This window comes from Chryseobacterium sp. 'Rf worker isolate 10', from assembly GCF_050753305.1.
Classification (GTDB): domain Bacteria; phylum Bacteroidota; class Bacteroidia; order Flavobacteriales; family Weeksellaceae; genus Chryseobacterium.
The window spans coordinates 164,658-189,027 of the sequence record NZ_JBOZOF010000005.1; the positions used below are offsets into that span (position 1 = coordinate 164,658).

Here is a 24,370-nt window from a genome sequence, read left to right on the forward strand (position 1 = left end):
TTAGCAGTATGTTAAAAAAGTTTTTCACAGCCATAGGAGAATATATGATTCTCTTGGGGAAATCCCTGCAGAAACCTCAGAAAATGAGAGTATTCTGGAAGCTGTTCATGAGAGAAATTAATGATTTGGGAGTAAATTCTTTCGGACTTGTAGTCTTCACTTCTATATTTGTGGGGGCTGTAGTTGCCATTCAAATGTTTAACAACTTTGATGCTTCTTCCTTCCCCATTCCACCTTCATTTGTAGGATATGCTACGAAAGCGGTTCTTGTTTTAGAATTCGCACCTACCATTATCAGTTTGATTCTCGCAGGTAAAGTAGGTTCATATATTGCTTCCAGTATCGGAACTATGAGGGTTTCTGAACAGATTGATGCATTGGATATTATGGGAGTAAACTCACCCAATTTTCTGATATTTCCTAAAATCATCGCCTGTATGCTTTTTAATCCTCTTCTCATTGCCATCAGTATTGTATTTGGTATTGGCGGAGGCTATATTGCCGGGATTTTAACAGGAAACTGGACAGAAAACGACTATATTGTTGGTATCCAAATGTATATGCCTAATCTGTTTATTTACTATGCATTTACCAAAACAACCGTTTTTGCCTTTATCATTGCTACTGTACCTTCTTATTTCGGATACAATGTAAAAGGAGGATCTTTGGAAGTCGGTAGAGCCAGTACACAGGCTGTAGTATGGACAATGGTATTTATTATCATTTCCGAATTAATTTTAACCCAATTAATATTAAGCTAATGATTGAGGTAAAAGATCTTAAGAAAAGTTTTGATGATGTTGAAGTGCTTAAGGGAATTTCAACTTCATTTGATAAAGGAAAAGTAAACTTAATCATAGGGCAGAGTGGTTCCGGAAAAACTGTTTTTTTAAAAAGTTTATTGAATGTTTATATGCCTTCTTCCGGAGAAATTTTATTCGACGGCAGGAATGTAAACACCATGAACAGAGAAGAAAAACAGCATCTTCGTTCAGAAATTGGGACGGTATTCCAGGGAAGTGCTTTATTCGACTCCTTAACGGTGGAAGAAAATATTATGTTCCCTCTCGATATGTTTACCAATCTTACCTACAGAGAGAAAAAGAAAAGGGTTTTTGAAGTAATAGGAAGAGTACATCTTGATAAAGCGGACAGAAAATACCCTTCCGAAATTTCAGGAGGAATGCAGAAAAGGGTGGCTATTGCCAGAGCTATTGTCAACAATCCCAAATATCTGTTCTGTGATGAACCCAATTCCGGGCTGGATCCTTACACCTCGAAGATCATTGATGATCTTCTTTATGAAATCACAAAAGAATATAATACCACCACCATCATCAATACTCACGATATGAACTCTGTAATGACGATTGGCGAGAAAATTGTATACCTACGATTGGGAATCAAAGAATGGGAAGGTAATAAAGACATCCTGATTACTGCAGGCAATAAAAATCTGATTGATTTCGTTTATTCTTCAGAACTGTTTAAAGAGCTGAGAGAATATTTACTTGAGAATAATAAAACGATTGAAAATACAACTACAAATACAAAAATAGACGATAATGAAAAAGGTACTTAGTATAGCGTTATTAGGGTTTTCAATGTGGGCTTCTGCACAAATTTCACTGGCAGGCAAGGCCAACTTAATTTTCCCAACCGGCTCACCTTCCTGGTCCAATATTAAAGGAACAGTAAATGATGCCATTGACGGGAAGGGTAAAAATAATGTAGGTTTCAATGTGGGACTTTCATTAAAGGTAGGTCTTCCTACTTCATTGTTTGTGATGCCGGAGATCTATTATACTCATTTCAAAAACGAGTTCACTACGGAGAATACTACTTTTGATGTAAAAAGCAACCGTATAGATGTTCCCGTTCTTTTGGGATACAACCTTTTAGGAAATATGCTGGGAGTTTTTGTAGGACCTGTGGGAAGTTTTAACTTAAACAAGGACAATACTTACAACGACTTTAAAGAGAATGCTAAAAATGACTTTACAGTAGGATATCAGTTTGGCGCTCAGCTTGAAATCAAAAAGTTTCTTGTCAATGCAAGATATGAAGGCGCTTTCAGTAAAGACGAAAGAAATTTTATCAACAAAGTTTCCGGTTCGGAAATCAGATATGATAACAGACCTAACCTGTTTATGGTAGGTTTAGGATATAAATTCTAAATTAAATTTCGAAAATAACAACTTTAAACCCTCAAATCTATATTTGAGGGTTTTTATTTTGTTCTTCAAGCTCAGCCTGGCGTTTTGCAATTTCTGCAGCTTGCTTTTCAAGCTCTTCTTTGTCTTTCTGCAGCTGTTTGAATTCTTTTTTCTTCTGTTCCGCTTTCATAGCGCTTCCTTTGCTCAGATATCCTACCATTCCCCCAATGATAAGTCCTATTCCAACTCCAGCCATCATTCCCATAATGTGGGAAATTTTTATTTGTTCTACGGCAAAATCAGTTGTAAGATAAAAAAGCAATGCAGAAACGGCTAAAAGTATAAGTCCGGTAATTGATAAACTCTTCATAATATTGTGTTTAGGTGGTTACATAAAAAAGCCTTACCAAATTTACTAAAAATTTAATAAGGCCTTATTCAAGATTAAAATTCTAATTATATTTTTCCTCCCGCAGCCTTATAATATTCTAAAGCTTTCGGAAGATCCTTATTAATATCTGAAATTCTTGTTTCCGGGTTAGGGTGGGTAGATAAGAACTCAGGTTGTCTTGATCCTGTAGATGCTGCTTCCATTCTGTTCCAGAAAGGAATTGCTGCTCTCGGGTCATATCCTGCCATAGACATCAGGTAAAGCCCCATTTCATCAGCTTCAGATTCCTGACCTCTTCCGTATTTCAATAAAGCAACCTGTGAACCGATAGGATATACCTTCTGGAAAACACTTGCCCATTGTGAATTTGAAATTGTTCCTCCAAGGATAGCACCTCCATACTGAGCTACCATTGCTTGTGAAATTCTTTCATTTCCGTGGCCTGCCAATGCGTGAGAAACTTCATGTCCCATTACTACGGCAAGTCCGTTGTCGTCTTTTGTTACCGGTAATATTCCGGTATAAACTGCTACTTTACCACCAGGCATACACCAGGCATTCAACTCGGTGCTTTGCAGAAGATTAAATTCCCAGTTGTAGCTGGCAAGATCTGCTGATCTTCCTATACTCTGATAATATCTTTCCGCCGCACTTTTGATTCTGTTTCCTACATTTACCACTCTCTTTGCATCTGCTGTACCGGTAATCACTTTACCTTTAGACAATGTCGTCTTGTATTCCTGAGAAGACATTGTTAAAATCTCCGAATTGTTGGCCAGCTGTAAAGAAGACCTTCCTGTAATCGGGTTTGTAGTACAGGCAACAGCCGAAAGAGCAATAGCCCCCATTCCTAATAGATGTGTAACTTTCATAGTTTGTGTGTTATTAACTCAACCTTAACAATTTTTATTCCAAAATATTTCAGAAAGAATATATTTGCATACATTTTGCTGTTTAAATTTAATAATTATTTCATTATGAAAAAGTATATTTCTTTATTGATGATTTTTGGATTCCTGTTCTTTTTTCAAAGTTGTGCATCACAAGGCTCATTAGATCCGAAAACAGTGGACGCTTTAGTAAATTCTCAGGAGTTTACATTTCATGCAGAAAGAGCCAACCCTACGAATTATGACGTTATTAATGTCATGAATTCAATGCCTAACGCTACTGCTACACGAATACTTAACCTGAACGGAGATTATACCATTGATGTCAGTAAAAACACACTGGATGTAGTACTGCCTTATTTCGGAAGGGTTTTCAACCCCTCTTATGGAAATGCCGGAGACAACAGTTACAGATTCACATCAAAAGATTTTACAGTTAATAAAACTCAGAATACAAAAGGAAAATGGACTTTAAAGTTCAAACCGAACGATGTAAGAACCATTGATGAAGTGAATATCGAGATCTTTAAAAATGGTAAAGCTTTCGTTTCTATGAGAAGTAACGACAGACAACCGATCTCGTACGACGGATATGTTTCAAAAACGCAGGTAAAGCAGGAAAAAGAGAAACCTTAATCCCTGTTTTCGTTAGATAAGAATTTTTCAACAAATAATTTTGCTTCAGTACTTGGATTGGAAACCATAGCTGAAGCATTTTTTTTGTGCATGTGGTAAGCTTCTTCCACAGCATTACTCTTTTTCATCAGGGATAAAATATATTCCTGAACCCAATATTCAAAGCGTTTCTCGGCCTGTTGAACACGAATTTCTTCAAAACGTCCGGATTTTTTTTTCAGATCAATAAATTCGAAGATAGTATCATAAACTTCCTTCAATCCTTCATTAAAAAGTGCAGAACCCAATAAAACGGGAATTTTCCACCCTTTTTCTTTAGGCGGAATAAAGTCTAAGGCTCTTTTTAATTCCAGTCTTGTATTTTTTGCTTTCTGGAGATTGTCCTGATCTACTTTATTGATGAAAATAAGGTCTACCATTTCCATGATACCGCGCTTGATCCCCTGAAGCTCGTCTCCGCCACCAATAATTTTAAGAAATAAGAAAACATCGGTAATATCAGCAACAAGAACTTCTGATTGCCCTACTCCTACGGTTTCTATTAAAATATAATCGTAGCCTGCGGCTTCGCAGATCATCATCGTTTCAAATGTAGTATTGGCTACACCGCCCAGAAAACCCGAGCTTGGGGAAGGACGTATGAATGCATTTTCTTCTTTGGCCAATTCTTCCATTCTGGTTTTATCACCCAAAATACTCCCTTTATTGATCGCAGAACTTGGATCTATTGCCAAGACGGCTACTTTTTTGCCCTGAGCAATAACCAATCGTCCGAAATTTTCTATAAAAGTGGATTTTCCGGCTCCGGGAACTCCCGTTACGCCTACCCTCACAGAGTTGCCGGTAAGGGGCATAATCTTCTTAAGAAGCTCTTCTGCCTGTACTCTGTGCTCTGCTTTTTTACTTTCAACTAATGTAATAGCTTTTGCAATCAGGCGTTTGTTTCCTGACTGTATTCCGTCTATTAGCTCTTCTGTGGAAAATTTCATTGATTCAAAATTAATAATTAAAATGGGAATGGTCAATACTTCGATCATAATGATGATACAAAAGACCTAAATTGTCTTTGTCTGAGATTATCAATTTTTCATGAATTTAGTTTTTATTTCTTCTAAATTAAAACTAGAACACCCTGTATCAACGGCTTAAGGAATTTATTACATTTGTTATATCTCAAAAAGAAGAAACATGAAAAAACTCATTGCTGCGGCTTCGTTTACTGCTATTATGCTGGTTTCCTGTACGCCGAAAGCTTCTACATCCGCTGCTGCTGCAGGAACCTCTACATCTACTGCAGAACAGATTGCTCAGGGGAAAACTATTTTTGAAAACTCCTGTGGAAGATGTCATAAACTGCCTGATCCTGCTTCACACAATCCAGTACAATGGGTAGGAATCATGAATTCTATGGCTCCAAAAGCAAAACTGACGGATGAGCAGCACCAATGGGTCTATGATTACATTGTTTCTGTAAAAAAATAATCATTAAACAAAATAGGGTATGAAAAAACTTATCTTAAGCGGCATTGCAGCATCAGCGTTTCTGGTGTCATGCGGACCAAAAAGTGTGGCTGTAACAGGTCCAAAGTATACCTCATCTGAGCAATTGACACAAGGAAAGACCATTTTTGAGAACTCCTGCGCAAAGTGTCATAAGCTTCCAGAACCTACCAAGCATGACGACAAGGGATGGATCAACACTTTAAGCAGAATGGCTCCAAAGGCTAAACTGACTGATGATCAACATCAAATGGTGTATGATTATCTAATTTCTGTTAATAAAAAATAAGCTTTCTAATGAAAGCTTATTTTTTTAAGTATAAGCCAAAAACAAGATTATTCTGCCTTTTTTACGGTTCGTGTTCTGGTGACCTTTGCTTTGACAAATTTTTCTCTGTCTTCAATGACTTCAAGTGCTGCACGGCTGTAAGCAAATTTTTTGGCTTCTTTAAGGGTTGCCAAAGCCTGTTTGTACTCAAAGTTTCTTTCCTGAAGAAGGGACAGACAGTTCAGGATTTCTGATTTGTCAATTCCTTTTAGCTTTAGAGCAAACTCAATTAATTTTTCTGCTTCTTTGTAATCTTCATTACTCAAAAGACATTCGATATAATATTTGGGGGTATTGATATTTCCGATATTGTTCTGCATAGCTTCATCAAAGTATCTTTTTGCGGTTTCATAATCCTTTAATTCTTCCGAATATACCCTTCCCATCAGACAAAGGCTGTCTGCATCTTCTGGTTCGTAGGATAAGGCATAGTTCAGCGCATCCATGCACTCAGAAAGATTGAATGGGAAGTAGTCTAATGCTTCAAAATAATATTTACTTTTAGTTAAGGTCATTTTTGTAGTTTTTGAGTTCATTTTTCAAGGCACTCCTTTGTTTTTTGAATGTCCTGTCTTCGTAATTCTTTTTAAAATCTGTTCCTGAAAATGTACGAACCGGATTTCCGCGCTCTACCTGCATCTGAAGAGACCAGGTATCTTTTAGCTTTCTTTCGAGTTGTTGGATATAAACTGCCATTACCTTTTCTTTAAGCCTGATAACAGATAGTTTTTTATTCTCCAGCTGTGAACGGGAATCCTGTACAAAAACAGTTTCATTGGTAGGGATATAAGTGGCACGCACAGCGGTATTCACCTTGTTCACGTTTTGTCCTCCACTCCCCTGACTTCTCGCAGTCTGAAACCGGATATCTTTTTCATTGAAATCGATCATTTTTATATTTTTCCAGTTCAAAAACCCCGATAAACCAATTGCTTCTTTTGTGCAGTTTTCTGAATGTACTTTTCCCAATCCAGCAGACGCTTCCCAGCCAGCTTTTTAAAAACGAGGGCAGCTCCTTTCCTTTTAAAAGCAGGGTAACTGATTTTAATGCCAGGTTTTCATCACCGTTTTCACGATGAATGATTTCGTATTCTATTGTATTTTGTTTTGCCTCTTCAAGAAAGGTCTTCAGAACCTTGGCTACAACCCATTGGCATTCTAAAGGCCCTCTTCCTGAAGTGATCTGTATTAATTTTTCCATTTTTTAATTGAACATTTTAAACCTTATAGGTTTTAGAAACCTATAAGGTTGTAAAGTATTAGACTAATTATCTGTCCATTCTCACAATTCTTGGCTGGAATGTTCCCAGAATATCTACCAATTCGCTCTGTGCATTCATCACTTCATTAATGTCTTTATAGGCCATAGGCGCTTCTTCTGCATTCCCGCCCATGAGCGTGACATTTTTCAATTTCAATTCTTTTTTGATATCATGCTGAGTAAAAAGGCTTCTGCATTCTCCTCTTGAATGCGCTCTTCCTGCGCCATGTGATGCTGAATTCAAAGATTCCGGATTTCCTTTACCACGAACGATAAATCCTTTTGCCGTCATAGATCCCGGGATCATTCCCAATTCATTTTCATTGGCAGGAGTAGCTCCTTTTCGGTGAACAATCACTTCTTTGCCGTTATGGATTTCTTTCCATGCAAAGTTGTGATGGTTTTCAATTCTGGCTTTTACTCTTCCACCGACTGCTTTTACCAGCCTTCTGTGAATATCATCATGGCAGGCTGAAGCATAATCCCCGGCAAGATTCATTGCCGTCCAGTATTCTAGACCAAGATGGGTACTAAGGTCCAGCCATGCGAAGTTTTGAGCTTCTTTCGGTAACGGACACTGTTCTGTTGCCACTCTTGAATAATACTGTGCGATTTCTGCTCCGAGGCCTCTCGAACCGCTGTGAGAAAGTATTCCCAGATATTTTCCTTTTGGCAGGCCAATTTGTTCATCTTCTTCGGTGATTTCTACTTCTCCGAATTCAACAAAGTGATTTCCTCCGCCTGAGGATCCCATCTGTTTGATGGCTTTTCCCTTCAATCTTCTTAAGATCGGGATCATATCGAATGTATCTCTCTCGAAAATCTCATGATCTATGTGAGATTTATGCGTTTCATACATTCCGAATTTTGTATGTTCAGCAAGTGCTTTTTCGTATTTATCTCTTGCTCCTTCAAGATATGAAATGGGTGTATCCAAAATACTGAGGCTCATTCTACAGCCAATATCCATTCCTACTCCGTAGGGGATTACCGCATTTTCCACTGCCAGAACACCTCCTATTGGAAGTCCATATCCGCTGTGGGCATCTGGCATTAATGCTCCCTGAGTAGAAATAGGCAGTTTCAAAGCAGTGTACAACTGATTTTTTGCCTCTTCTGAAATATTGTTTCCAAAAATCTGAAAGGAAGCACGCTGTGAATTCAGCATTCTTTTTTCTGTTTTTTTGGATGAAAGCAGGGTTTCTGCAATTTGTCCGAAGGTGAGATCTTTTTCAAATTCTTCCGGATTCAGCAGGATTTCCTTTAAAAGAGATTTTACGTGGTGAATATTCTTTGTTGCAAAATTTCTTTTCATGACTTCCAATGCTACGTTTACGCTTTGGTTATTTGGATAGCCCAGTTTTAATATATCTTTTCCTTTTAGTTTTAAATTTCCCATTGTTTTTGTTTTAAATAACAGTTGGACTTATACGTCCTGTAAGCTTTCTGCAATCTCTGTTGCAGACATTGTGCAGGTTGCATATTTCCTGCTTTTGATAAGTTCTCTTTGATACCTTTCTTTCCATGGATTTGACTTACATAAAATCGTTTTATGCATAATCCCTATTACCTTATACTGTCCCAAATAGGAATCCAGTGCTGCATATTCTTTTTCCAGCTCCAGATCCAAGGGTTTGTAATGAGTAATCATGTTGGGCCTTACTCTCAGAGTAAATCTCCATGGTTCGGTAAATTTGTAGTAGGTTCCGAATATTTTACGGACAGGACAATAATCATCCTTCTTTTCAAAGTATTGTCTTTCTCTGTCGGTAAGTTCCCATTTTGGGTAATTCCAGGAAAATGAAGTAATATACCTGAGCTTCTGTTCTCTTTCTACATATATCTTTCTTCCGAACTTTCTTTTCTTTTTTAGAAATTTTCGGTTATCAGAATACATATAGGTATTTATCTTCTTTAAAATTCCTTCGAAAAAATCTCCGTCCCTGGATTGTTTTACATCATCCCTTACGACAAAGAATCTTACAAATCCTTTTTGATAAGGTTTATCTAATGGTATCAACGGAAGATTTCTTCTTATTTTCCAGAGTTCTCTACTACGTTTGTATTTTGTTCTTATCTGCTTTTCTACATCTTTTCTAATTGTTCTTTTTCTGCTTCTTGCGCTTCTCAGGCGGAAATGCAGAAGGTTATCATTTTCCATTGTGAACAGAAGTCTGATGTGAGATCATAGAAACTTAATTGTTTTATCTCACACAGCTTTTAATCAACTAAAATACTAGTTGAATGGATTAATAATAGACACTAACAGTTTTGAAGAGTAAACCTCACTCTGTATTGTCTTTAATGACACTAAAAAAGATTTCGGGGAAACTTGAAGTTTGAAATATTGCGCAATAAAAAACCCGAAATCTCTACGACTTCGGGTTTTGATATTTCATTGTACTGTTATTCTAAGAATGTACCAAACCGCGAAGCCTTACCACCATAAGTGGCAATCCAACTGTAGAATTCTGTTTTGTATTGAACATTGCTTCGTTGTTTTTTAATTGGTTAAACTTGATTTTCAGGTGCAAATATATACATTTTTCTGATAATCAAAATATTTTTTTCACTTAAGGTGAATAATGCTAAGGAAAATGGCATCAATTACCTTTGTCATTCTCTTTGTATCGAGGGTTTCCAGAGTGTCTGTAGGTTCGTGATAATTTTTATTTCTGAAAAAAGATGAATCCGTAATCATGAGTGCCGGAAAATCAAAATTCCAATAGTTGAGATGATCGGAAAAGTCTATTCCAGCCACAAATTTAGGTGCTGAAAAAGTTTCTGCTTTGATCTGCTTTGAACCTTTAAAATTGCTAATAAAGTTTTTTACAAACGGACCTGCCCCACTGAACTTTTTAGCTAAAGTAATAAAGTCTCCTTTATCACCGTAAAACCATGAAAGGATCCCTAAAGGAAAGCTCTGTGATCCCTTTTCATCTCTGAAATATCCAATCATTTCCACGCTGGCCATTCCATTACACATCGATATTATTGTCTTTTAAATATTTTGCGTGAACGTAGCTTCCCATATTTTCGGTTCTGAAATAAGGAGGTTCTTCCAGTGTGTAAGCAACAAGATCTACTCTGTAGTTCAGCTTCTGCCCTTTCAGCATTCTTGCCAGCTCCAAAAGGGCTGTAACTCCGGTAGCGTTGTCGTCTGCACCCTGCTGGTCTCCACAAACGTCATAATGTGCTCCTATGATGATGCGCTTAGTATTTTCTGTTCCAAAGGAAGTAATAACATTTTTGTAAACTTTTCCGTCTACTTCGTATTCCTGATAAGAGGTACTGTCACCATATGTATTAAAAGTTTGATGGATATAGTCTGCAACTGCATTCAGCTGGTCAATATTTTTATGATTACGGAATTGTGGAGTTTGGGTAAGTGCCGTCAAATGCTTTTTAACCATAGCGGTGTCTGCTACAACCCGCGAACTTTGTATCAGTATATTTTCCTTACCTGAACCTAACAGGAAAACCCCGGTAATAATAAATAAGCCTACAAGAAGAAACAGTTTTTTTCTCGTAGGCTTTATTATATTTTTCAGATTCATAGTGTTTTTAATTTCTGTACTGAAATTAAAGCTTTTCTGTCTATTTTTCTAAAAATTTTTCCAAAATTTCCACTGCACATTTCGGAAGGTTGGTTCCGGGGCCAAAAATAAAGTCAGCACCATTGGCATACAGAAATTCATAATCCTGTTGTGGAATTACTCCTCCTACAACGATTGTAATATCATCTGCTCCCAGTTTGGATAATTCTTCCACTACCTGAGGAACTAATGTTTTGTGTCCAGCAGCCAATGAAGAAACTCCCAGAATGTGAATATCGTTTTCTACAGCCTGTTTAGCTACTTCTTCCGGTGTCTGGAACAATGGAGCAACATCTACGTCAAACCCCATATCGGCAAATGCGGTTGCTACTACTTTTGCTCCTCTGTCGTGTCCGTCCTGTCCCATTTTGGCTACCATTAGTCTTGGGCGGCGTCCTTCTTCTTCTTCAAATTTCTGAGTCAGATTAAGGGCTTTTTCAAAGTATTCGTTTTTACCGGCATTCATTGCGTATACACCTGAGATTGTTTTAATATTTGCTTTATATCTTCCAAAGGTTTCTTCCATCGCATCACTCATCTCACCAAGGGTAACCCTTCTTCTTGCCGCTTCAATACATAATGCCAACAGGTTTCCTTTTCCTGTTTTGGCGCTTTCGCGGATTTCATTCAGGATTTGCTCAACAGCATCGGCATTTCTAACAGTTTTGATGGTATTCAATCTTTCAATCTGCTTTCTGCGAACCTCTGTATTATCAATGTCTAAGATTTCTATCTGATCCTGTTTTAATGAGGATTTGAATGAATTCACTCCGATAATGAATTCTTCACCGCTATCAATCTTAGCCTGCTTTTTCGCTGCAGCTTCTTCGATTCTCATTTTTGGAATTCCGGCTTCAATCGCTTTAGTCATTCCTCCTTCCTGCTCTACCTCATCAATATACCTCATCGCTTCTTCAATCATTTGCTGAGTAAGGCTTTCTACGAGGTTACTTCCTCCCATTGGATCTACCACATCACATATTCCGCTTTCCTGCTGAAGAATGATCTGTGTATTTCTTGCAATTTTTGCTGAATAGTCTGTAGGAAGAGCAATGGCTTCGTCCAGCGCATTGGTATGGAGAGACTGTGTTCCTCCTAATGCTGAAGATAAAGCTTCTATTGCTGTTCTTGTAATATTATTGAAAGGTTCCTGCTCTGTTAAAGACCATCCGGAAGTTTGGGAATGGGTTCTTAATGCCAGAGATTTTGGATTCTGAGGATTAAACTGTTTTAAAAGGGTTGCCCAAATGTATCTTGCGGCACGCATTTTAGCAATTTCCATAAAATGATTCATCCCGATTGCCCAGAAGAAAGATAGTCTGGGAGCAAAATCGTCTACATTCATTCCGGCTTTTATTCCTGTTCTTACATATTCAAGACCATCTGCCAATGTATAGGCCATTTCAAGAACCGGAGTAGCACCAGCTTCCTGCATATGGTATCCGGAAATAGAAATAGAATTGAATTTTGGAATGTTTTGCGAAGTATATTCAAAAATATCTGCAATAATCTTCATGGAAGGTGCCGGCGGATAGATATAGGTATTTCTTACCATGAACTCTTTCAAAATATCATTCTGAATGGTTCCTGAAAGCAGATCCTGTTTTACACCCTGCTCTTCTGCGGCCACGATATAGAAAGACAAAATGGGAAGAACGGCTCCATTCATTGTCATTGATACTGAGATCTGATCTAATGGAATTTCATTGAAAAGGATTTTCATGTCTTCCACAGAATCAATGGCAACTCCTGCTTTTCCTACATCTCCTACCACTCGTGAATGGTCAGAGTCATATCCCCTGTGTGTTGCGAGGTCAAATGCTACCGAAAGTCCTTTTTGTCCTGCGGCAAGATTTCTTCTGTAGAAAGCATTGGATTCCTCGGCGGTAGAAAACCCGGCATACTGGCGAACTGTCCATGGCTTTTGAACATACATGGTGGAATACGGTCCTCTCAGATAGGGAGCGATTCCCGGAGACGTCTGCGTTAAGGATTCATCTTTTACATCTTTTTTTTCATAGGATGACTTAAGTTCAAGCCCGTCTTTTTCAAAATTGTAAATCTCTCTTTCCTGAGGTGATACACTAAAATCCGGTTTTTTCACAGAAATTGTCTTTCGCATTCCAATTATTTTTGTCCCCGTAAAGTTAATTTTTTTGAGCGAAACATGAAACTTAAGTTAACATTCTGTTTTTCTTAACTTTAGCAAAAGAAAAAGGCCGGGCAAATGCCCGGCCTTTCTTATTAGTGTATCGTCTGCTTATTTTTTGATAAGCTTCGTATTGTAAGTATTTTTGTCATCTTTGATAGTGATCACATACATACCTTTGATTAATGAAGCAACGTTGATTCTTTGCCCATCAATCTGTCCTTCCTGAGCTAATCTTCCGTCCGCAGTATAGATTTTATAATCTGCTTTTCCTTTCAGATTTTTCACTTCTACGAAAGTATCTGCAGGATTAGGGTAAATTGAAATTTCAGATGATTTTACATCTTTTGTTTCGTTTACGGCAAGAGTACCTGTAATTTTCACAGGAAGATCCATTACTGAACCACCTCCAGTTGTGATGTCTCCACATGCACTTGCTAAAGCAGCAGTATTATACTTAGTAACAATTCTCATTCTTAAAAGTTTATCTCCAGCATATGTTGTTGAAGGTACTGTAAAGTTTTGCGCTCCAAAGCTCACACTTCCTGCAGGAACTCCTCCAGAAACAGTAATTACTCTTTCAGACAGTTCAAAAGTTCCATTTCTATTATAATCAATCCAAACAGAAAGGTTTAATGGAACGTTAGAGTTACTGTATGCTTGTCTCACTACAGGTGTAATGCTATATGCAGTCCCCTGAACCAAATTAATGATTTTAGAAGGATCTTCAGATAAGTCTTTATAAGATCTTAATGAAGGATCATCATAAGTAAGGTTAGCTACCTGTACGGATCTGATAGCTCCGACATAAGACGTTCCGGAGTTCATTAAACAGTAATCAATACCTGTCTTTAAGCCGTTTGTTTTAAATACATAATTATTAGAGAATGCTCCAGGAACACTGTTTACAACAGCTGCTACCTGTACCTCATAATTTGTTTCATCTTCAAGACCTGTTAATACAACTGAATTTGTTGTACTCGTTGTATTTGACCAGCTTGAAGCTCCTTGCTTTCTATAGTTAACAGAATACGTCGCCCCTGGTACACTATTCCAAGATGCTCTCGCTGTTGTCTTGAATACTTCTGTACTTATTGTTGTAAGACCTGTTGGAGCCACAGTTGTAGATGTAGGAGCATCTGCAACAGTAATCTGAGGAGAAACCGCATAGAAAACATTACCAATTGATGATACTCTCAACTTGATTGGTGTTGTAATTGTATTTGGCATCTGCACTGTAAAGCTCCCTGTATTAGGTGTAGAAGCTACTAAGTCTGTCCAGGTTGTTCCATTATCGGAAGTATAGTCAATCTTTACGTTAGGTGAGTTATAAGGAGCTGTATTTGTATTCGCTACTTCCCACTGAATAACATTATTAGCATTTTTATATAATACTGATAATGCAGTAAGTCCGTTAAATTTGAAAGGACCATCATTTCCAATAACTGTATTAACTTCTGAAGAAGATAGCATTGGTCTTTGTGCATTTTGATCTCTAACAGTTACAGCATAGCTTACCGTTCTAGGAACATAAGATACAGTTTCCCAGTTTGGATTAGGATTATTTAAAGCATCAGTTTTATTGGTAAGAATTCCATTCATCACTAGAGGAAGGCTTGGGAAATATCTTCTTCCACTAGCTGTTCCAAAACGGGATCTTGTCAAAGCACCCTGTGTATTGTATCCCCATCCTGTGTCTCCGGAAATTGAAGCTAAGGCAGTAACACTATTTGTCTGTTCCCATGTGTAATTAATAGCATCTCCTTCTGCATCTGTAGCTGATGCATCAAGATAATAGGCCGTTCCTTTAGGAACTGTATATGACGTAAGTGCTGCTATAACAGGTGGCGTATTGTTGGTAATATCCTCTGAAGTACCACATGTTACAGGCTTGCTTTCCAGTTTTGTTAAAACCTGATCTATAGATTTGTAATGGAAGTAAGCATCTGAAGACATTTGAACATTGTCACTTGTAATTCCTGCATATCCCATTATGGTAGTTCCTCCTCCTGGTTCTATGTTAACATTACTTCCTTCCGATGTATTTGAATACGTATGGTTTCCTCCCAATTGATGACCCATTTCATGAGCAACATAATCAATATCAAAAGAATCTCCACTTGGAATACTATTAGATGGTGAAGTAAATCCAGAACCCTTACCCTTAGGCACTGCAGTTGTGGGGTCATCACATATACAACCTATACATCCGGCATTTCCTCCTCCTCCAGATGCACCAAATAAGTGTCCGATATCATAGTTTGGACTTGTTACCTGAGCTGTCATAGTGTTTTGAAGTTCCAGATTCCATGCTCCTGCAGATCCTGCTGCTGCTGCTGAATAAGGATCCGTAGCTGGGTCTGTATAGATAACATTCGGGAAGTTCTGAACCAATAATTTTATTCCAAAGTCTTTTTGAAATACTCCGTTCACACGGCTCATCGTGTTGTTAATTGCAACCAATGCCGGAGCTCTCTTTTGATCATCTGTAGCTGTAGCTGGTACACCCGCCAAATTCATAAAGTATTGGGTATATTCTCCTGTAACAGAAACTGCTAATCTGTAAGTTCTGAATTTTGTACTTGACGGTCTGTTAGTTATTCCTACGTTAGAAAGAGTCTTTTTTCCATTAGCTTCTAATGCTTTTATGTCTTTAAAATTCTTTTCTTCTGTAGCACATTCAAATCCGTGTTCGCTTTCTGTTCTGTTTGTTTTATAGAAAACACCATAAACCTGCTTATCTGTAGTAATAGGTTCAATAAACTGGAACTTTCCGTCTTTGATAATCATAGACTGCATTTCAGTAGGTGCAGTACTGAATCTTACATATTTACCCGGATCATCTATTCCAATTCCAACATAAGATCCTAACTGATATTTATCTGCCATAGATTTTTCCATTACCGGATCGCTATATACTGCAAACTTTTCAATTTTCCCTTCCGCTGTAGGTAAAGAAACGATAACAGCCTGTGCTCCTTTTCCTGTTTCTACAGCATTTTTCAAAACATTCCTAAGAGATTGTAAATCAAACCTGTAAGAATATTGAACTTCTACTTCTTTTCTGATTTGAGAGGTTTTTTGAGAGGTTGGCTCCCACCTCTGTGCATTGAAACTGGAAAGTCCAGCAGCTAATGCACAAACTAGTAAAATTCTTTTTTTCATAATTACCTAATTCGTTTAGAATTAATAAACTTTTAATATCCGCTATAAAAGTACTGATTATAAACACAACTACATAAAAAAAACAGCCAATTTTAAATAAAACAAGCTGTTTTTATACATATTATATTTTTTAGAATTATTTCTTTATTCCCATCTCATATAAGGCAAAAGATATAAGATCTGCATTTTCACTGATTCCCTGATCTGTTGATCTCCCGGCACCGTGTCCTGCATTCTTTTCAATTCTCAAAAGAATAGGATTTTTACATCCTTGTTTTTCCTGAAGTTCTGCTCCAAATTTAAATGAATGTGCCGGAACTACCCTGTCATCATGATCACTGGTAATGATCATTGTAGATGGATAACAAGTTCCTGCTTTTACATTGTGTACCGGAGAATACGATTTCAAATATTCAAACATTTCTTTACTGTCTTCTGCAGTTCCGTAGTCGTAAGACCATCCTGCTCCGGCCGTAAATTTATTATACCTCAACATATCCAAAACTCCTACTCCAGGGAATGCTACTCTTGCCAGATCCGGACGCATTGTCATTGTTGCACCTACTAATAATCCACCATTTGATCTACCTGACAGCGCCATGTATTCTTTTGAAGTATACCCTTTGCTTTGAAGGTATTCTCCGGCAGCGATAAAGTCTTCAAAAACATTTTTCTTCTGCTGTTTTGTTCCTGCATCATGCCATTTCTTACCATATTCACCTCCACCACGGATGTTTGGAACGGCGTAGATACCGCCATTTTCCATCCAGATAGCATTTACTACAGAGAATGATGGCTGAAGGCTGATATTGAACCCTCCATAAGAGTATAGAATGGTTGGATTTTTGCCATCCAGCTTAGTCCCTTTCTTATAATTGATCATCATAGGAACTTTTGTACCATCTTTGGAAGTATAGAATATCTGTTCTGAAACATAATCATCGGGATTAAACTTCACTTTCGGCTTTTGATATACTTCAGATTTCCCTGAGTCTACATTGAATTTATAAGTGGTTCCCGGTGTAATATAATTGCTGAAAGAAAAATAAACATCTTTCTCTTTTTCTTTTCCTCCGAATCCTGATATATTTCCTTTACCAGGAAGTGCAATTTCTCTAACCAGTTTTCCTGTTTTATCAAACTGCTTTACCTGATCTATCGCATCAATCATATAGGTTGCAAAGAAATATCCTCCCCCGGAAGAGATTCCCAATACATTTTCAGTCTGTGGGATCACATCTTTCCATGTTGCAGGAGCCGGATTAGCGATTGTTGTTTTTACAAGACGCATATTCGGGGCATCTTTATCTGTGAAAATGAAAAGATCATCACCTTGAGTATCTACGATACTGGCATTGATGTCAAATCCACTCATAATTTGGACAAAGTCTCCTCCTTTTTGAAGATCTTTAATGTACAGTTCATTACCGTTGGTAGCATTAGCTGCTGAAATGATAAGATATCTCTGATCTTCGGAAACTCCGGCACTTAAGTATCTTCTTGGTGTTTTATCACCTCCGAAAATCAATTTATCTGCAGACTGTTTTGTCCCTAATTTATGAAAGTATACTTTATGCTTATCCGTCATTCCGGAAAGCACGGTTCCTTCTTTTGGCTTATCATAGCTTGAATAATAGAATCCTTCATCTCCCTGCCATGAAATTCCACTGAATTTTACATCCAGTAAAGTTTCATCAATCTGTTTTTTGGTAACAGCATCGATGATAATAATCTTGTTCCAGTCACTCCCTCCTTCAGAGATAGAATAAGCCGCAAGATTTCCTTTTTTGTTGAAAGAAAGATTGGAAAGTGAAGTAGTTCCTTTTTCCGAAAATTTATTAGGATCTAAAAATACTTCTGTAGCATTGGTCTTGTTGTTTGTTCTGTACAAAACAGACTGTGCCTGCAAGCCATCATTTTTATAATAATAAGTATAATCTCCTTCTTTAAAAGGTGCTGAAATTTTTTCATAGTTCCAGATATCTTTCAACTGGCTTTTTATTTTATCCCTGAACGGAATTTTAGAAAGGTAATTCTGACTGTAAGCTACTTCTTCATCTACCCATTTTTTTGTAGGTTCAGAATCATTTTCAAGATCTCTGAAAGGATCGGAAACTGCACTTCCGAAATAGGTATCTGTCTGGCTTCCCTTTAATGCTTTAGGGTAATTCATTTTCTGAGAATAAAAAGATGCTGAAAACAAGACTCCAGCAGTTAACAATATAGGCTTAAAATTCATACTGATCGGTTTTTCTCAAAAATACGCAAAGTATGTGAAATAAAAAAAGCCCCTTTATATTGAGACTTTTTTTATTTATTATGGAGTTTTTCAACTATTCATTAGCACCGAAGCTTTCAAAATAGAAATCGGTAAGATTGGTAACAATCTCGTCCGGACTTCCGTTCCAATAGTATATTTTATCGCCTTCTTTAAGTTCATATAAACTAAAATTTTGATCTGTTGTTACGGTTTTATCAGCATTTTTAAAATCCTGAACGGCCTGAATCAGGTATTTTTTCAGATCTTCTGCTTTTATTTTATTCAGGTCTCCTTTGGGGCCGGAAGTCAGTTTTGATGGAACCAGGAAACTTACAGAATAGCTTATTTCTGCAATTTTTTGTCCTTCAACATATTCATTAGGAACTACTTTTACGTCTTTAACAGTAAGTTTTCCTTTTTTAAAATTGTCAAACATAGCACTGAAATAGTCCTCAGCTTCTTTTCTACATGCTGAACCCGTAGCTTTAGGAAAAGCAGACAAAAAATTCTCCACACTGCCGTTCATCACTTCTTGTGATGTTTCTTTAAAATTCACCTGATAAGCATCCTGCCCTTCTACTGTAGGCTTTAGGTAATCGTTAAGTTTTCTCAATGTAATTTCATCATTGCTCACGAAGGTACCAAAGAACAATTCAAATGCTTCTTTAGGTTTCTTTACTTCAGTCTGTGCAATAAGTTGCTGTCCCATCATGGTAAGCATCAGCAGCAAAATAATTTTGTAGGTTTTCATAGTATATTTTATGTTTAGTTATTTGAAAAGACAAAGCCCCTGAAGAATCAGAGGCTTTATTTTTATGTTTTCTAATCTTAGTAATTTTCTTCTTCTCCCTTCATTTTCTCTGCATTTTCCGCCATGATTACCGCATCAATCATTTCAGAAATATCTCCGTTCATGTAGGCATCAAGGTTGTACATAGACTTATTGATTCTGTGGTCAGTAACTCTACCTTGTGGGTAATTGTACGTTTTAATTTTTGCAGAACGGTCTCCTGTAGATACCATTGTTTTTCTTTGGGCTGCAATATCTCCCTGAACTTCCTGCAATTTGATATCGTAAAGTTTAGCACGAAGCATCTCCATTGCCAATTCACGGTTAGCCAGCTGAGAACGAGCCTGTTGACACACCACTACAAGTCCTGAAGGCTTGTGGGTAAGCTGAACTTTAGTTTCAACCTTGTTTACGTTCTGACCCCCGGCACCTCCTGAACGGGATGTCTGCATTTCAATATCAGCAGGGTTGATCTCTACATCCACCTCTTCAGCTTCCGGCAAAACTGCAATTGTAATGGCAGAAGTGTGTACTCTTCCCTGAGATTCTGTTTCAGGCACTCTTTGTACACGGTGAACTCCGGATTCGAACTTCATGATTCCATAAACACCTTCTCCTTCCACTTTCATGATCAGTTCTTTGTATCCTTTTGCTGCTTCATTGGAATCTGTCACTTCATGTCTCCATCCTTTTGTTTTGAAATACATGGTATACATTCTGTAGATATCTTCTACGAAAATAGCAGCCTCATCACCACCTGTTCCGGCACGTAATTCTACGATGATGTTTTTATCATCTGCAGGATCTTTAGGAATAAGCAATACCTTCAGCTCTTCTTCCAATCCGGGAATTTTAGCCTGGGCTTCTAATTTTTCTTCTTTAGCCAGATCCACAAGGTCTCTGTCTGATCCATCAGCAATAATCTCGTCGGATTCTTCAATAGCATCCAAAGCTCCTTTGTATTGATCATAAACCTTTACAATTTTCCCCAAATCACTATATTCTTTGTTCAAAGAAGAATATTTTTTTTGGTCTGAAATGACATCAGGCTGTATAATAAGGTCTGCAACCTCATTATATCTTTGTTTTATAGCTTCTAATTTTGGAATTAATGATTTAGACATTGTAGAAATTTTGTGGGTGCAAAGATAAGGATTATTAATTCAAAATTAAAATTCCGAATCATCATAAATTTTTGAGCATTAGGGATAAAGGGAGCAAAATGACAAAAATGCCTAATTATAAATTTGTTTATCAGACTTTATGCAGGATTAAAACCGGCTCTGATATCTTTTTGAGAGCCTTCTGTCTATCAGATATAAAATAATTCCCACTGCAATAATTCCCAGTCCTATCAGGCTTTCTTTAGGGTTATGAATGAATGTAAAGTAGAGAATATAAAAACTGAATAATAAAAAAACTGCCGGAAAAATATGGAAAGCATTCGACTTAAAAATTTTTCTGTCTTTTTTCTTCAGGAAGAATACGGTAGAAATAGCCAGACTTGCAAAAAGCTGTAAAATAAAAGCCGTATACACAAAGATTTCTTTAAAACTTCCTGTCAGAATAATAATGGCAGCAATCACTGCATGGGCAAAAATAGCTCTTACCGGAATTCCTTTTTCGTTACCCACTGATAATGGTCTCCAAATGTAGGTATGTTTAGCAAAAGCCTGCGTTAATCTCGAGCCTACCCACAGGTATCCGCTTATGGTTGCAACCAGTTGTAGAGCGATAAAAATATTAACAATTTTTCCAAAAGCGGGGCCCAGCATATTGACGGCAGCTTCTCCCATCACGTCTTCTTTTCCTGCCAATTGGCTCACAGGAGCGTGTTTCAGCATAATATAATTCACTAAAATATAGCTTACCGTCACGAAAACAGTTCCTATAATAAGTGATTTAGGAAGGTTTTTCTGAACATCTTTTATTTCTCCTGCGATATAAGAAGCCGAATTCCAGCCTGTATAGGAATAGGTGACAAAAACAAGAGACGTGGCAAAAGCCGGCAGCATGATCTCATTTTTCCAGCTCTCGCTGAAGTTCAGGCTATTACCAATCTGTGGTGAATCTGACAGTACAACACCAAGAATAATCAGCACAATGATGAAAGCTATCTTTATGAAAGTGAAAAAGTTATGAAACCTGCTGGATGTTTTTAAACTAAATGATAATGCAATCGCAACCAGAAAAATGGCTGCAATCGCAAAACCGTTTCCAAAGGAATAATCAAATACAGAAAGGTATTTTGACATGGCTAATGCTGCCAGTGCCACAGGAGAAGAAAATCCAATGATCAGAGAAACCCAGCTTATCAGATATCCAAAAAGCGGATGATAGGTTTCTTTAAGATAGATAAAATCGCCGCCGTTTCCTTTAAAATGCGAGCCTAATTCGGCATAGCAGAAAGCCCCAAACAAAGCAAGAATTCCTCCGATGCCCCATAGCAGAAAAATACTGTAGGTATTGGTAATATCGGATAACTGGAAGCCCAGGGTTGTAAAAATTCCTGTTCCGATCATATTGGAAACCACGATGGCTGCGGCTGTTTTCCAGCCAATCTGATGTGAGGTAGTACTCATCTAATGATTAAAAATTAAAATTAAGCCTTCCAAAGAAGTAATTCCCCAGTGTTCCCATCTGAACCGGCGCATATTTGAATACTCCATAATATGAATTTTCATAAATCTGGCGATCCGGGAAGACATCAAATACATTGTTAGCTCCTACAGTAAAGTTGATACTTTTTGTAATATCATATCCAACACTGATGTCGGTTACTACTTTCGGAGAAAACTCCTGCACGCTTCCAAATGGATAGCCATCTCTTATTACTTTACCAAAATAGGTATTTCTTACGAGAAAATTGAACTTCCCGATTCCATAATTTAATCCTAATGAAGCTTTTGTTTTGGGTGACAAAGTTTCAATGATATTGATCTGATCCGGACCAAAGAATTCATTTTGTGGAGTTCCTAAGTTTTCCGGAAAATGGAAATCTGTGATTTTTGTTTCTGTATAGTTTCCGGCAAGATTCATATTTAATTTTCCGTTACCGAGAATCCAGTCATAGGAAACGACTACATCTACTCCTTTTGTTTCCGTATCAATGGCATTGGCAAAGAATCTTCCGCTTTCAACCTTAAACTGATCCAGTCTTGGATCGGTAATATTGCTGGTAATCACAATCCTGTTTTTTACCTTTATCCAGTATCCATCTACGGTAATAAATAATCCTTTTACGGGTTTTAAAGTGAATCCTGCACTTCCATTGACAGAAGTTTCCTGTTTGAGTTTATCAAATCCAAGAATTCTCGCTGCATCGCTATCATTTCTGAAAATTCCTTTGGTTACAATTCCGGAACCGGAAGTGGAAATATCGGCATAAGAGTTATTAAAATACTGCTGTTGAAGAGAAGGTGCTCTGAATCCTGTTCCTACCGCTGCTCTTACTGCATAGTTTTTTACAAACTCATATCGCACCGCCAATTTTCCATTCAGCGTATTTCCAAAATCTGAATAATTTTCAAATCTTGCAGCCGCATCAATATTCAGTTTTTTATCTAAATCATAGGAAACATCTGCATACACTGCTGCTGAATGTCTGTCTTTCTTCAATGCATTATTTGGAGAAAACCCAATAAAAGATTGAGATCCGCCCGCACCAAGTACTGTTGATCCTTCTGTGGCAACATTTCCGTTGATGTCATATTGAGTGTAAGATGCTTCATCACCCGCTTTGATCTGGTATTGTTCAAATCTGAATTCTCCTCCAAATGCAATATTGAAACGGTTGATATTTTTGGAAACATCAAGATTAATGGTATTCTGAAGGAAGCTGTGTGCTCCGGCATAAAATCGGGTGGGTGATTTTACCCCCAGTGAAGCATTATTTGTATTGTTTACATTATAATTGAAGGTGTTGCTTCCAAAGGTATTGCTAAGGTCAAAAAACCAGTCATTCACATTATATTTTGCTCCTACGGCGTAAGAAAGATCATAAACCTGAGATTCAAGGCTTGCCTGAAACCCGTTTGGATAAATGGATGAAACAACATTAGACGTTTCGCTCGGAAGTCTTCTGAAGCCAAACCCTTTTCCTTCTTTGATACTGAACCCTCCAAAAGAATAGACTTTAAAATGATCGTTAAAAGGATATTCTGCGTTGAAAAACAGCTGGCCCTGTCTGATTTGTGCATCTCCGATCTGAAAATTAAAATCGTCACGGGTTAATCCTCTTTCTTGAATCTTTGCATCATCTGCCGCTCTTGCTGCTGCAGGATCATCGGCAAATGCATACGCAAAATTATTCCCGAAAATATCGAGGTCGTGATTTTGTGTTCTTGTGGTTTTCCCTCTGTGGCTTAATTGTAATGAAAGATTAATATAACTGTCTTTTTTTCCTAATGAAGTTCCGTAGTTGGCTCCTGCCTGGTAAGTGTCACCGTCGTTTCTTCCGGTTAAGCCGTAAGTAAGGCTGGCTGATGCTCCGGCATTTTTTTTAAGAATAATATTGATTACTCCTGCAATGGCATCAGAACCGTATTGTGCGGCAGCTCCGTCTCTTAAGACTTCAATTCTATCAATTGCAATCACCGGAATGGTGCTCAGATCTGTTCCTACTGAGCCATTTCCTACTGTATTCTGGTAATTTACTAAAGACGTAGAATGCCTTCTTTTTCCGTTAAGCAGCACCAGAACCTGATCAGGTCCCATTCCTCTCAGAGTTACGGGATCAATATGTTCTGTACCATCTGAGGCAGACTGCCTCACTGCATTAAACGATGGAATGACATAGTTCAGGAGATCCTGAGCAGTCATTTGCGGAGAACTTCTCTGGATTTTATCGATATTAATTACATCTACAGGAACTGGAGTCTCCAGCTTTGTTCTTTTGACATTCCGGTTTCCGACGATGATGATATCCTCGATCTGATTTCCCTTTTCCTCACTTTCCTGAGCAGCAACCAGAATTGCTCCAAGCAATAATACAGCTGTACTTAATTTTTTCATTTTTATTCTTGCCAATTAATAATGTGGGTCTGACGGATGTTTCCGCAGATACATAAGATTTCAAGAAATGGAATTCATATAGAGTATTGACTTCACTTATCTCCCCCAAAGGGTTGGAATTAGCACCTTTACACTTCTGGAACCGTGCAGGTTGCTAAGGTTTCACGGGGCCAAATCCCTCCACCTTTCTTGATAAATCTACTGCAAAAGTAGACTATTTTTTTAAATGTACAAA

Annotated in this window: 23 protein-coding genes and 1 riboswitch; of the genes, 6 read left to right on the forward strand and 17 right to left on the reverse strand. The window is 37.6% G+C overall.

Annotated features, from left to right (window positions below):
- The first annotated feature begins 8 nt into the window (after positions 1-8).
- The 3 genes from LKL37_RS20495 to LKL37_RS20505 are packed head-to-tail and all read left to right on the forward strand — an operon-like array spanning position 9 to position 2,177.
- Positions 9-761: an MlaE family ABC transporter permease gene (locus LKL37_RS20495; protein ID WP_431612281.1), complete on the forward strand. Its 753-nt coding sequence runs from the start codon at positions 9-11 to the stop codon at positions 759-761.
- Positions 761-1,582 (forward strand): ABC transporter ATP-binding protein, encoded by an 822-nt coding sequence (locus tag LKL37_RS20500; protein ID WP_431612282.1) that lies wholly within the window; start codon positions 761-763, stop codon positions 1,580-1,582. Before LKL37_RS20495 ends, LKL37_RS20500 begins: the two co-directional genes overlap by 1 nt.
- Positions 1,566-2,177 carry an outer membrane beta-barrel protein gene (locus tag LKL37_RS20505; RefSeq protein WP_431612283.1) on the forward strand — a complete coding sequence of 204 codons (612 nt, stop codon included), beginning with the start codon at positions 1,566-1,568 and terminating at the stop codon, positions 2,175-2,177. The genes LKL37_RS20500 and LKL37_RS20505 overlap by 17 nt, the downstream gene beginning before the upstream one ends.
- Positions 2,178-2,214: 37 nt before the next feature.
- Here the strand turns inward: LKL37_RS20505 and LKL37_RS20510 are convergent, their stop codons facing one another.
- Complete coding sequence (locus LKL37_RS20510) at positions 2,215-2,526, reverse strand: hypothetical protein (RefSeq protein ID WP_105703511.1); 312 nt, start codon at positions 2,524-2,526, stop codon at positions 2,215-2,217.
- 86 nt (positions 2,527-2,612) lie between these two features.
- The gene (locus tag LKL37_RS20515; protein WP_105703512.1) at positions 2,613-3,419 is read right to left on the reverse strand and encodes a M48 family metallopeptidase; all 807 of its coding nucleotides are present in this window, start codon (positions 3,417-3,419) and stop codon (positions 2,613-2,615) included.
- Between the two features lie 105 nt (positions 3,420-3,524).
- Here LKL37_RS20515 and LKL37_RS20520 point away from each other — a divergent pair, with 105 nt between their 5' ends.
- Positions 3,525-4,073 (forward strand): DUF4251 domain-containing protein, encoded by a 549-nt coding sequence (locus LKL37_RS20520; protein ID WP_431612284.1) that lies wholly within the window; start codon positions 3,525-3,527, stop codon positions 4,071-4,073.
- Here LKL37_RS20520 and meaB read toward each other — a convergent pair.
- Complete coding sequence (gene meaB, locus LKL37_RS20525; RefSeq protein ID WP_431612285.1) at positions 4,070-5,062, reverse strand: methylmalonyl Co-A mutase-associated GTPase MeaB; 993 nt, start codon at positions 5,060-5,062, stop codon at positions 4,070-4,072. The genes LKL37_RS20520 and meaB overlap by 4 nt on opposite strands.
- Before the next feature lie 199 nt (positions 5,063-5,261).
- Between meaB and LKL37_RS20530 the strand changes: the two genes are divergently transcribed.
- Both LKL37_RS20530 and LKL37_RS20535 read left to right on the forward strand, forming a co-directional pair.
- The gene (locus LKL37_RS20530; RefSeq protein WP_431612286.1) at positions 5,262-5,555 is read left to right on the forward strand and encodes a c-type cytochrome; all 294 of its coding nucleotides are present in this window, start codon (positions 5,262-5,264) and stop codon (positions 5,553-5,555) included.
- A 19-nt stretch (positions 5,556-5,574) separates the two neighbouring features.
- Positions 5,575-5,862, forward strand: a complete 288-nt coding sequence (locus LKL37_RS20535) for a c-type cytochrome (protein WP_253316597.1) — start codon at positions 5,575-5,577, stop codon at positions 5,860-5,862.
- A 47-nt stretch (positions 5,863-5,909) separates the two neighbouring features.
- Here LKL37_RS20535 and LKL37_RS20540 read toward each other — a convergent pair whose 3' ends face one another.
- From LKL37_RS20540 to LKL37_RS20605, 14 genes are all read right to left on the reverse strand, one after another.
- Positions 5,910-6,416 (reverse strand): tetratricopeptide repeat protein, encoded by a 507-nt coding sequence (locus LKL37_RS20540; protein WP_431612287.1) that lies wholly within the window; start codon positions 6,414-6,416, stop codon positions 5,910-5,912.
- On the reverse strand, positions 6,403-6,792 hold the full coding sequence (locus LKL37_RS20545) for a peptide chain release factor-like protein (RefSeq protein ID WP_431612288.1): 390 nt from the start codon (positions 6,790-6,792) through the stop codon (positions 6,403-6,405). Before LKL37_RS20545 ends, LKL37_RS20540 begins: the two co-directional genes overlap by 14 nt.
- Complete coding sequence (locus tag LKL37_RS20550) at positions 6,776-7,102, reverse strand: hypothetical protein (protein ID WP_431612289.1); 327 nt, start codon at positions 7,100-7,102, stop codon at positions 6,776-6,778. Before LKL37_RS20550 ends, LKL37_RS20545 begins: the two co-directional genes overlap by 17 nt.
- A gap of 67 nt (positions 7,103-7,169) precedes the next feature.
- Positions 7,170-8,561, reverse strand: a complete 1,392-nt coding sequence (locus LKL37_RS20555; RefSeq protein WP_431612290.1) for an RtcB family protein — start codon at positions 8,559-8,561, stop codon at positions 7,170-7,172.
- A 27-nt stretch (positions 8,562-8,588) separates the two neighbouring features.
- Positions 8,589-9,323 (reverse strand): hypothetical protein, encoded by a 735-nt coding sequence (locus LKL37_RS20560; protein ID WP_431612291.1) that lies wholly within the window; start codon positions 9,321-9,323, stop codon positions 8,589-8,591.
- A 408-nt stretch (positions 9,324-9,731) separates the two neighbouring features.
- Positions 9,732-10,148, reverse strand: coding sequence for a hypothetical protein (locus tag LKL37_RS20565; RefSeq protein WP_431612292.1), 417 nt, complete (start codon positions 10,146-10,148; stop codon positions 9,732-9,734).
- Positions 10,141-10,719: a M28 family peptidase gene (locus LKL37_RS20570; protein ID WP_431612293.1), complete on the reverse strand. Its 579-nt coding sequence runs from the start codon at positions 10,717-10,719 to the stop codon at positions 10,141-10,143. Before LKL37_RS20570 ends, LKL37_RS20565 begins: the two co-directional genes overlap by 8 nt.
- 40 nt (positions 10,720-10,759) lie before the next feature.
- The gene (gene scpA, locus LKL37_RS20575; RefSeq protein WP_431612294.1) at positions 10,760-12,880 is read right to left on the reverse strand and encodes a methylmalonyl-CoA mutase; all 2,121 of its coding nucleotides are present in this window, start codon (positions 12,878-12,880) and stop codon (positions 10,760-10,762) included.
- Between the two features lie 138 nt (positions 12,881-13,018).
- The gene (locus tag LKL37_RS20580; protein ID WP_431612295.1) at positions 13,019-16,072 is read right to left on the reverse strand and encodes a reprolysin-like metallopeptidase; all 3,054 of its coding nucleotides are present in this window, start codon (positions 16,070-16,072) and stop codon (positions 13,019-13,021) included.
- A gap of 136 nt (positions 16,073-16,208) precedes the next feature.
- Positions 16,209-18,311 (reverse strand): prolyl oligopeptidase family serine peptidase, encoded by a 2,103-nt coding sequence (locus LKL37_RS20585; RefSeq protein ID WP_431612296.1) that lies wholly within the window; start codon positions 18,309-18,311, stop codon positions 16,209-16,211.
- 94 nt (positions 18,312-18,405) lie between these two features.
- Positions 18,406-19,083 carry a hypothetical protein gene (locus LKL37_RS20590; RefSeq protein WP_431612297.1) on the reverse strand — a complete coding sequence of 226 codons (678 nt, stop codon included), beginning with the start codon at positions 19,081-19,083 and terminating at the stop codon, positions 18,406-18,408.
- A gap of 77 nt (positions 19,084-19,160) precedes the next feature.
- Positions 19,161-20,246 (reverse strand): peptide chain release factor 1, encoded by a 1,086-nt coding sequence (gene prfA, locus LKL37_RS20595; protein WP_431612298.1) that lies wholly within the window; start codon positions 20,244-20,246, stop codon positions 19,161-19,163.
- A gap of 147 nt (positions 20,247-20,393) precedes the next feature.
- Positions 20,394-21,704, reverse strand: a complete 1,311-nt coding sequence (locus LKL37_RS20600; RefSeq protein ID WP_431612299.1) for an APC family permease — start codon at positions 21,702-21,704, stop codon at positions 20,394-20,396.
- Positions 21,705-21,711: 7 nt separating this feature from the next.
- Positions 21,712-24,135, reverse strand: coding sequence for a TonB-dependent receptor plug domain-containing protein (locus LKL37_RS20605; RefSeq protein WP_431612300.1), 2,424 nt, complete (start codon positions 24,133-24,135; stop codon positions 21,712-21,714).
- A 93-nt stretch (positions 24,136-24,228) separates the two neighbouring features.
- Positions 24,229-24,334: riboswitch (SAM riboswitch) on the reverse strand.
- Positions 24,335-24,370: the final 36 nt, after the last annotated feature.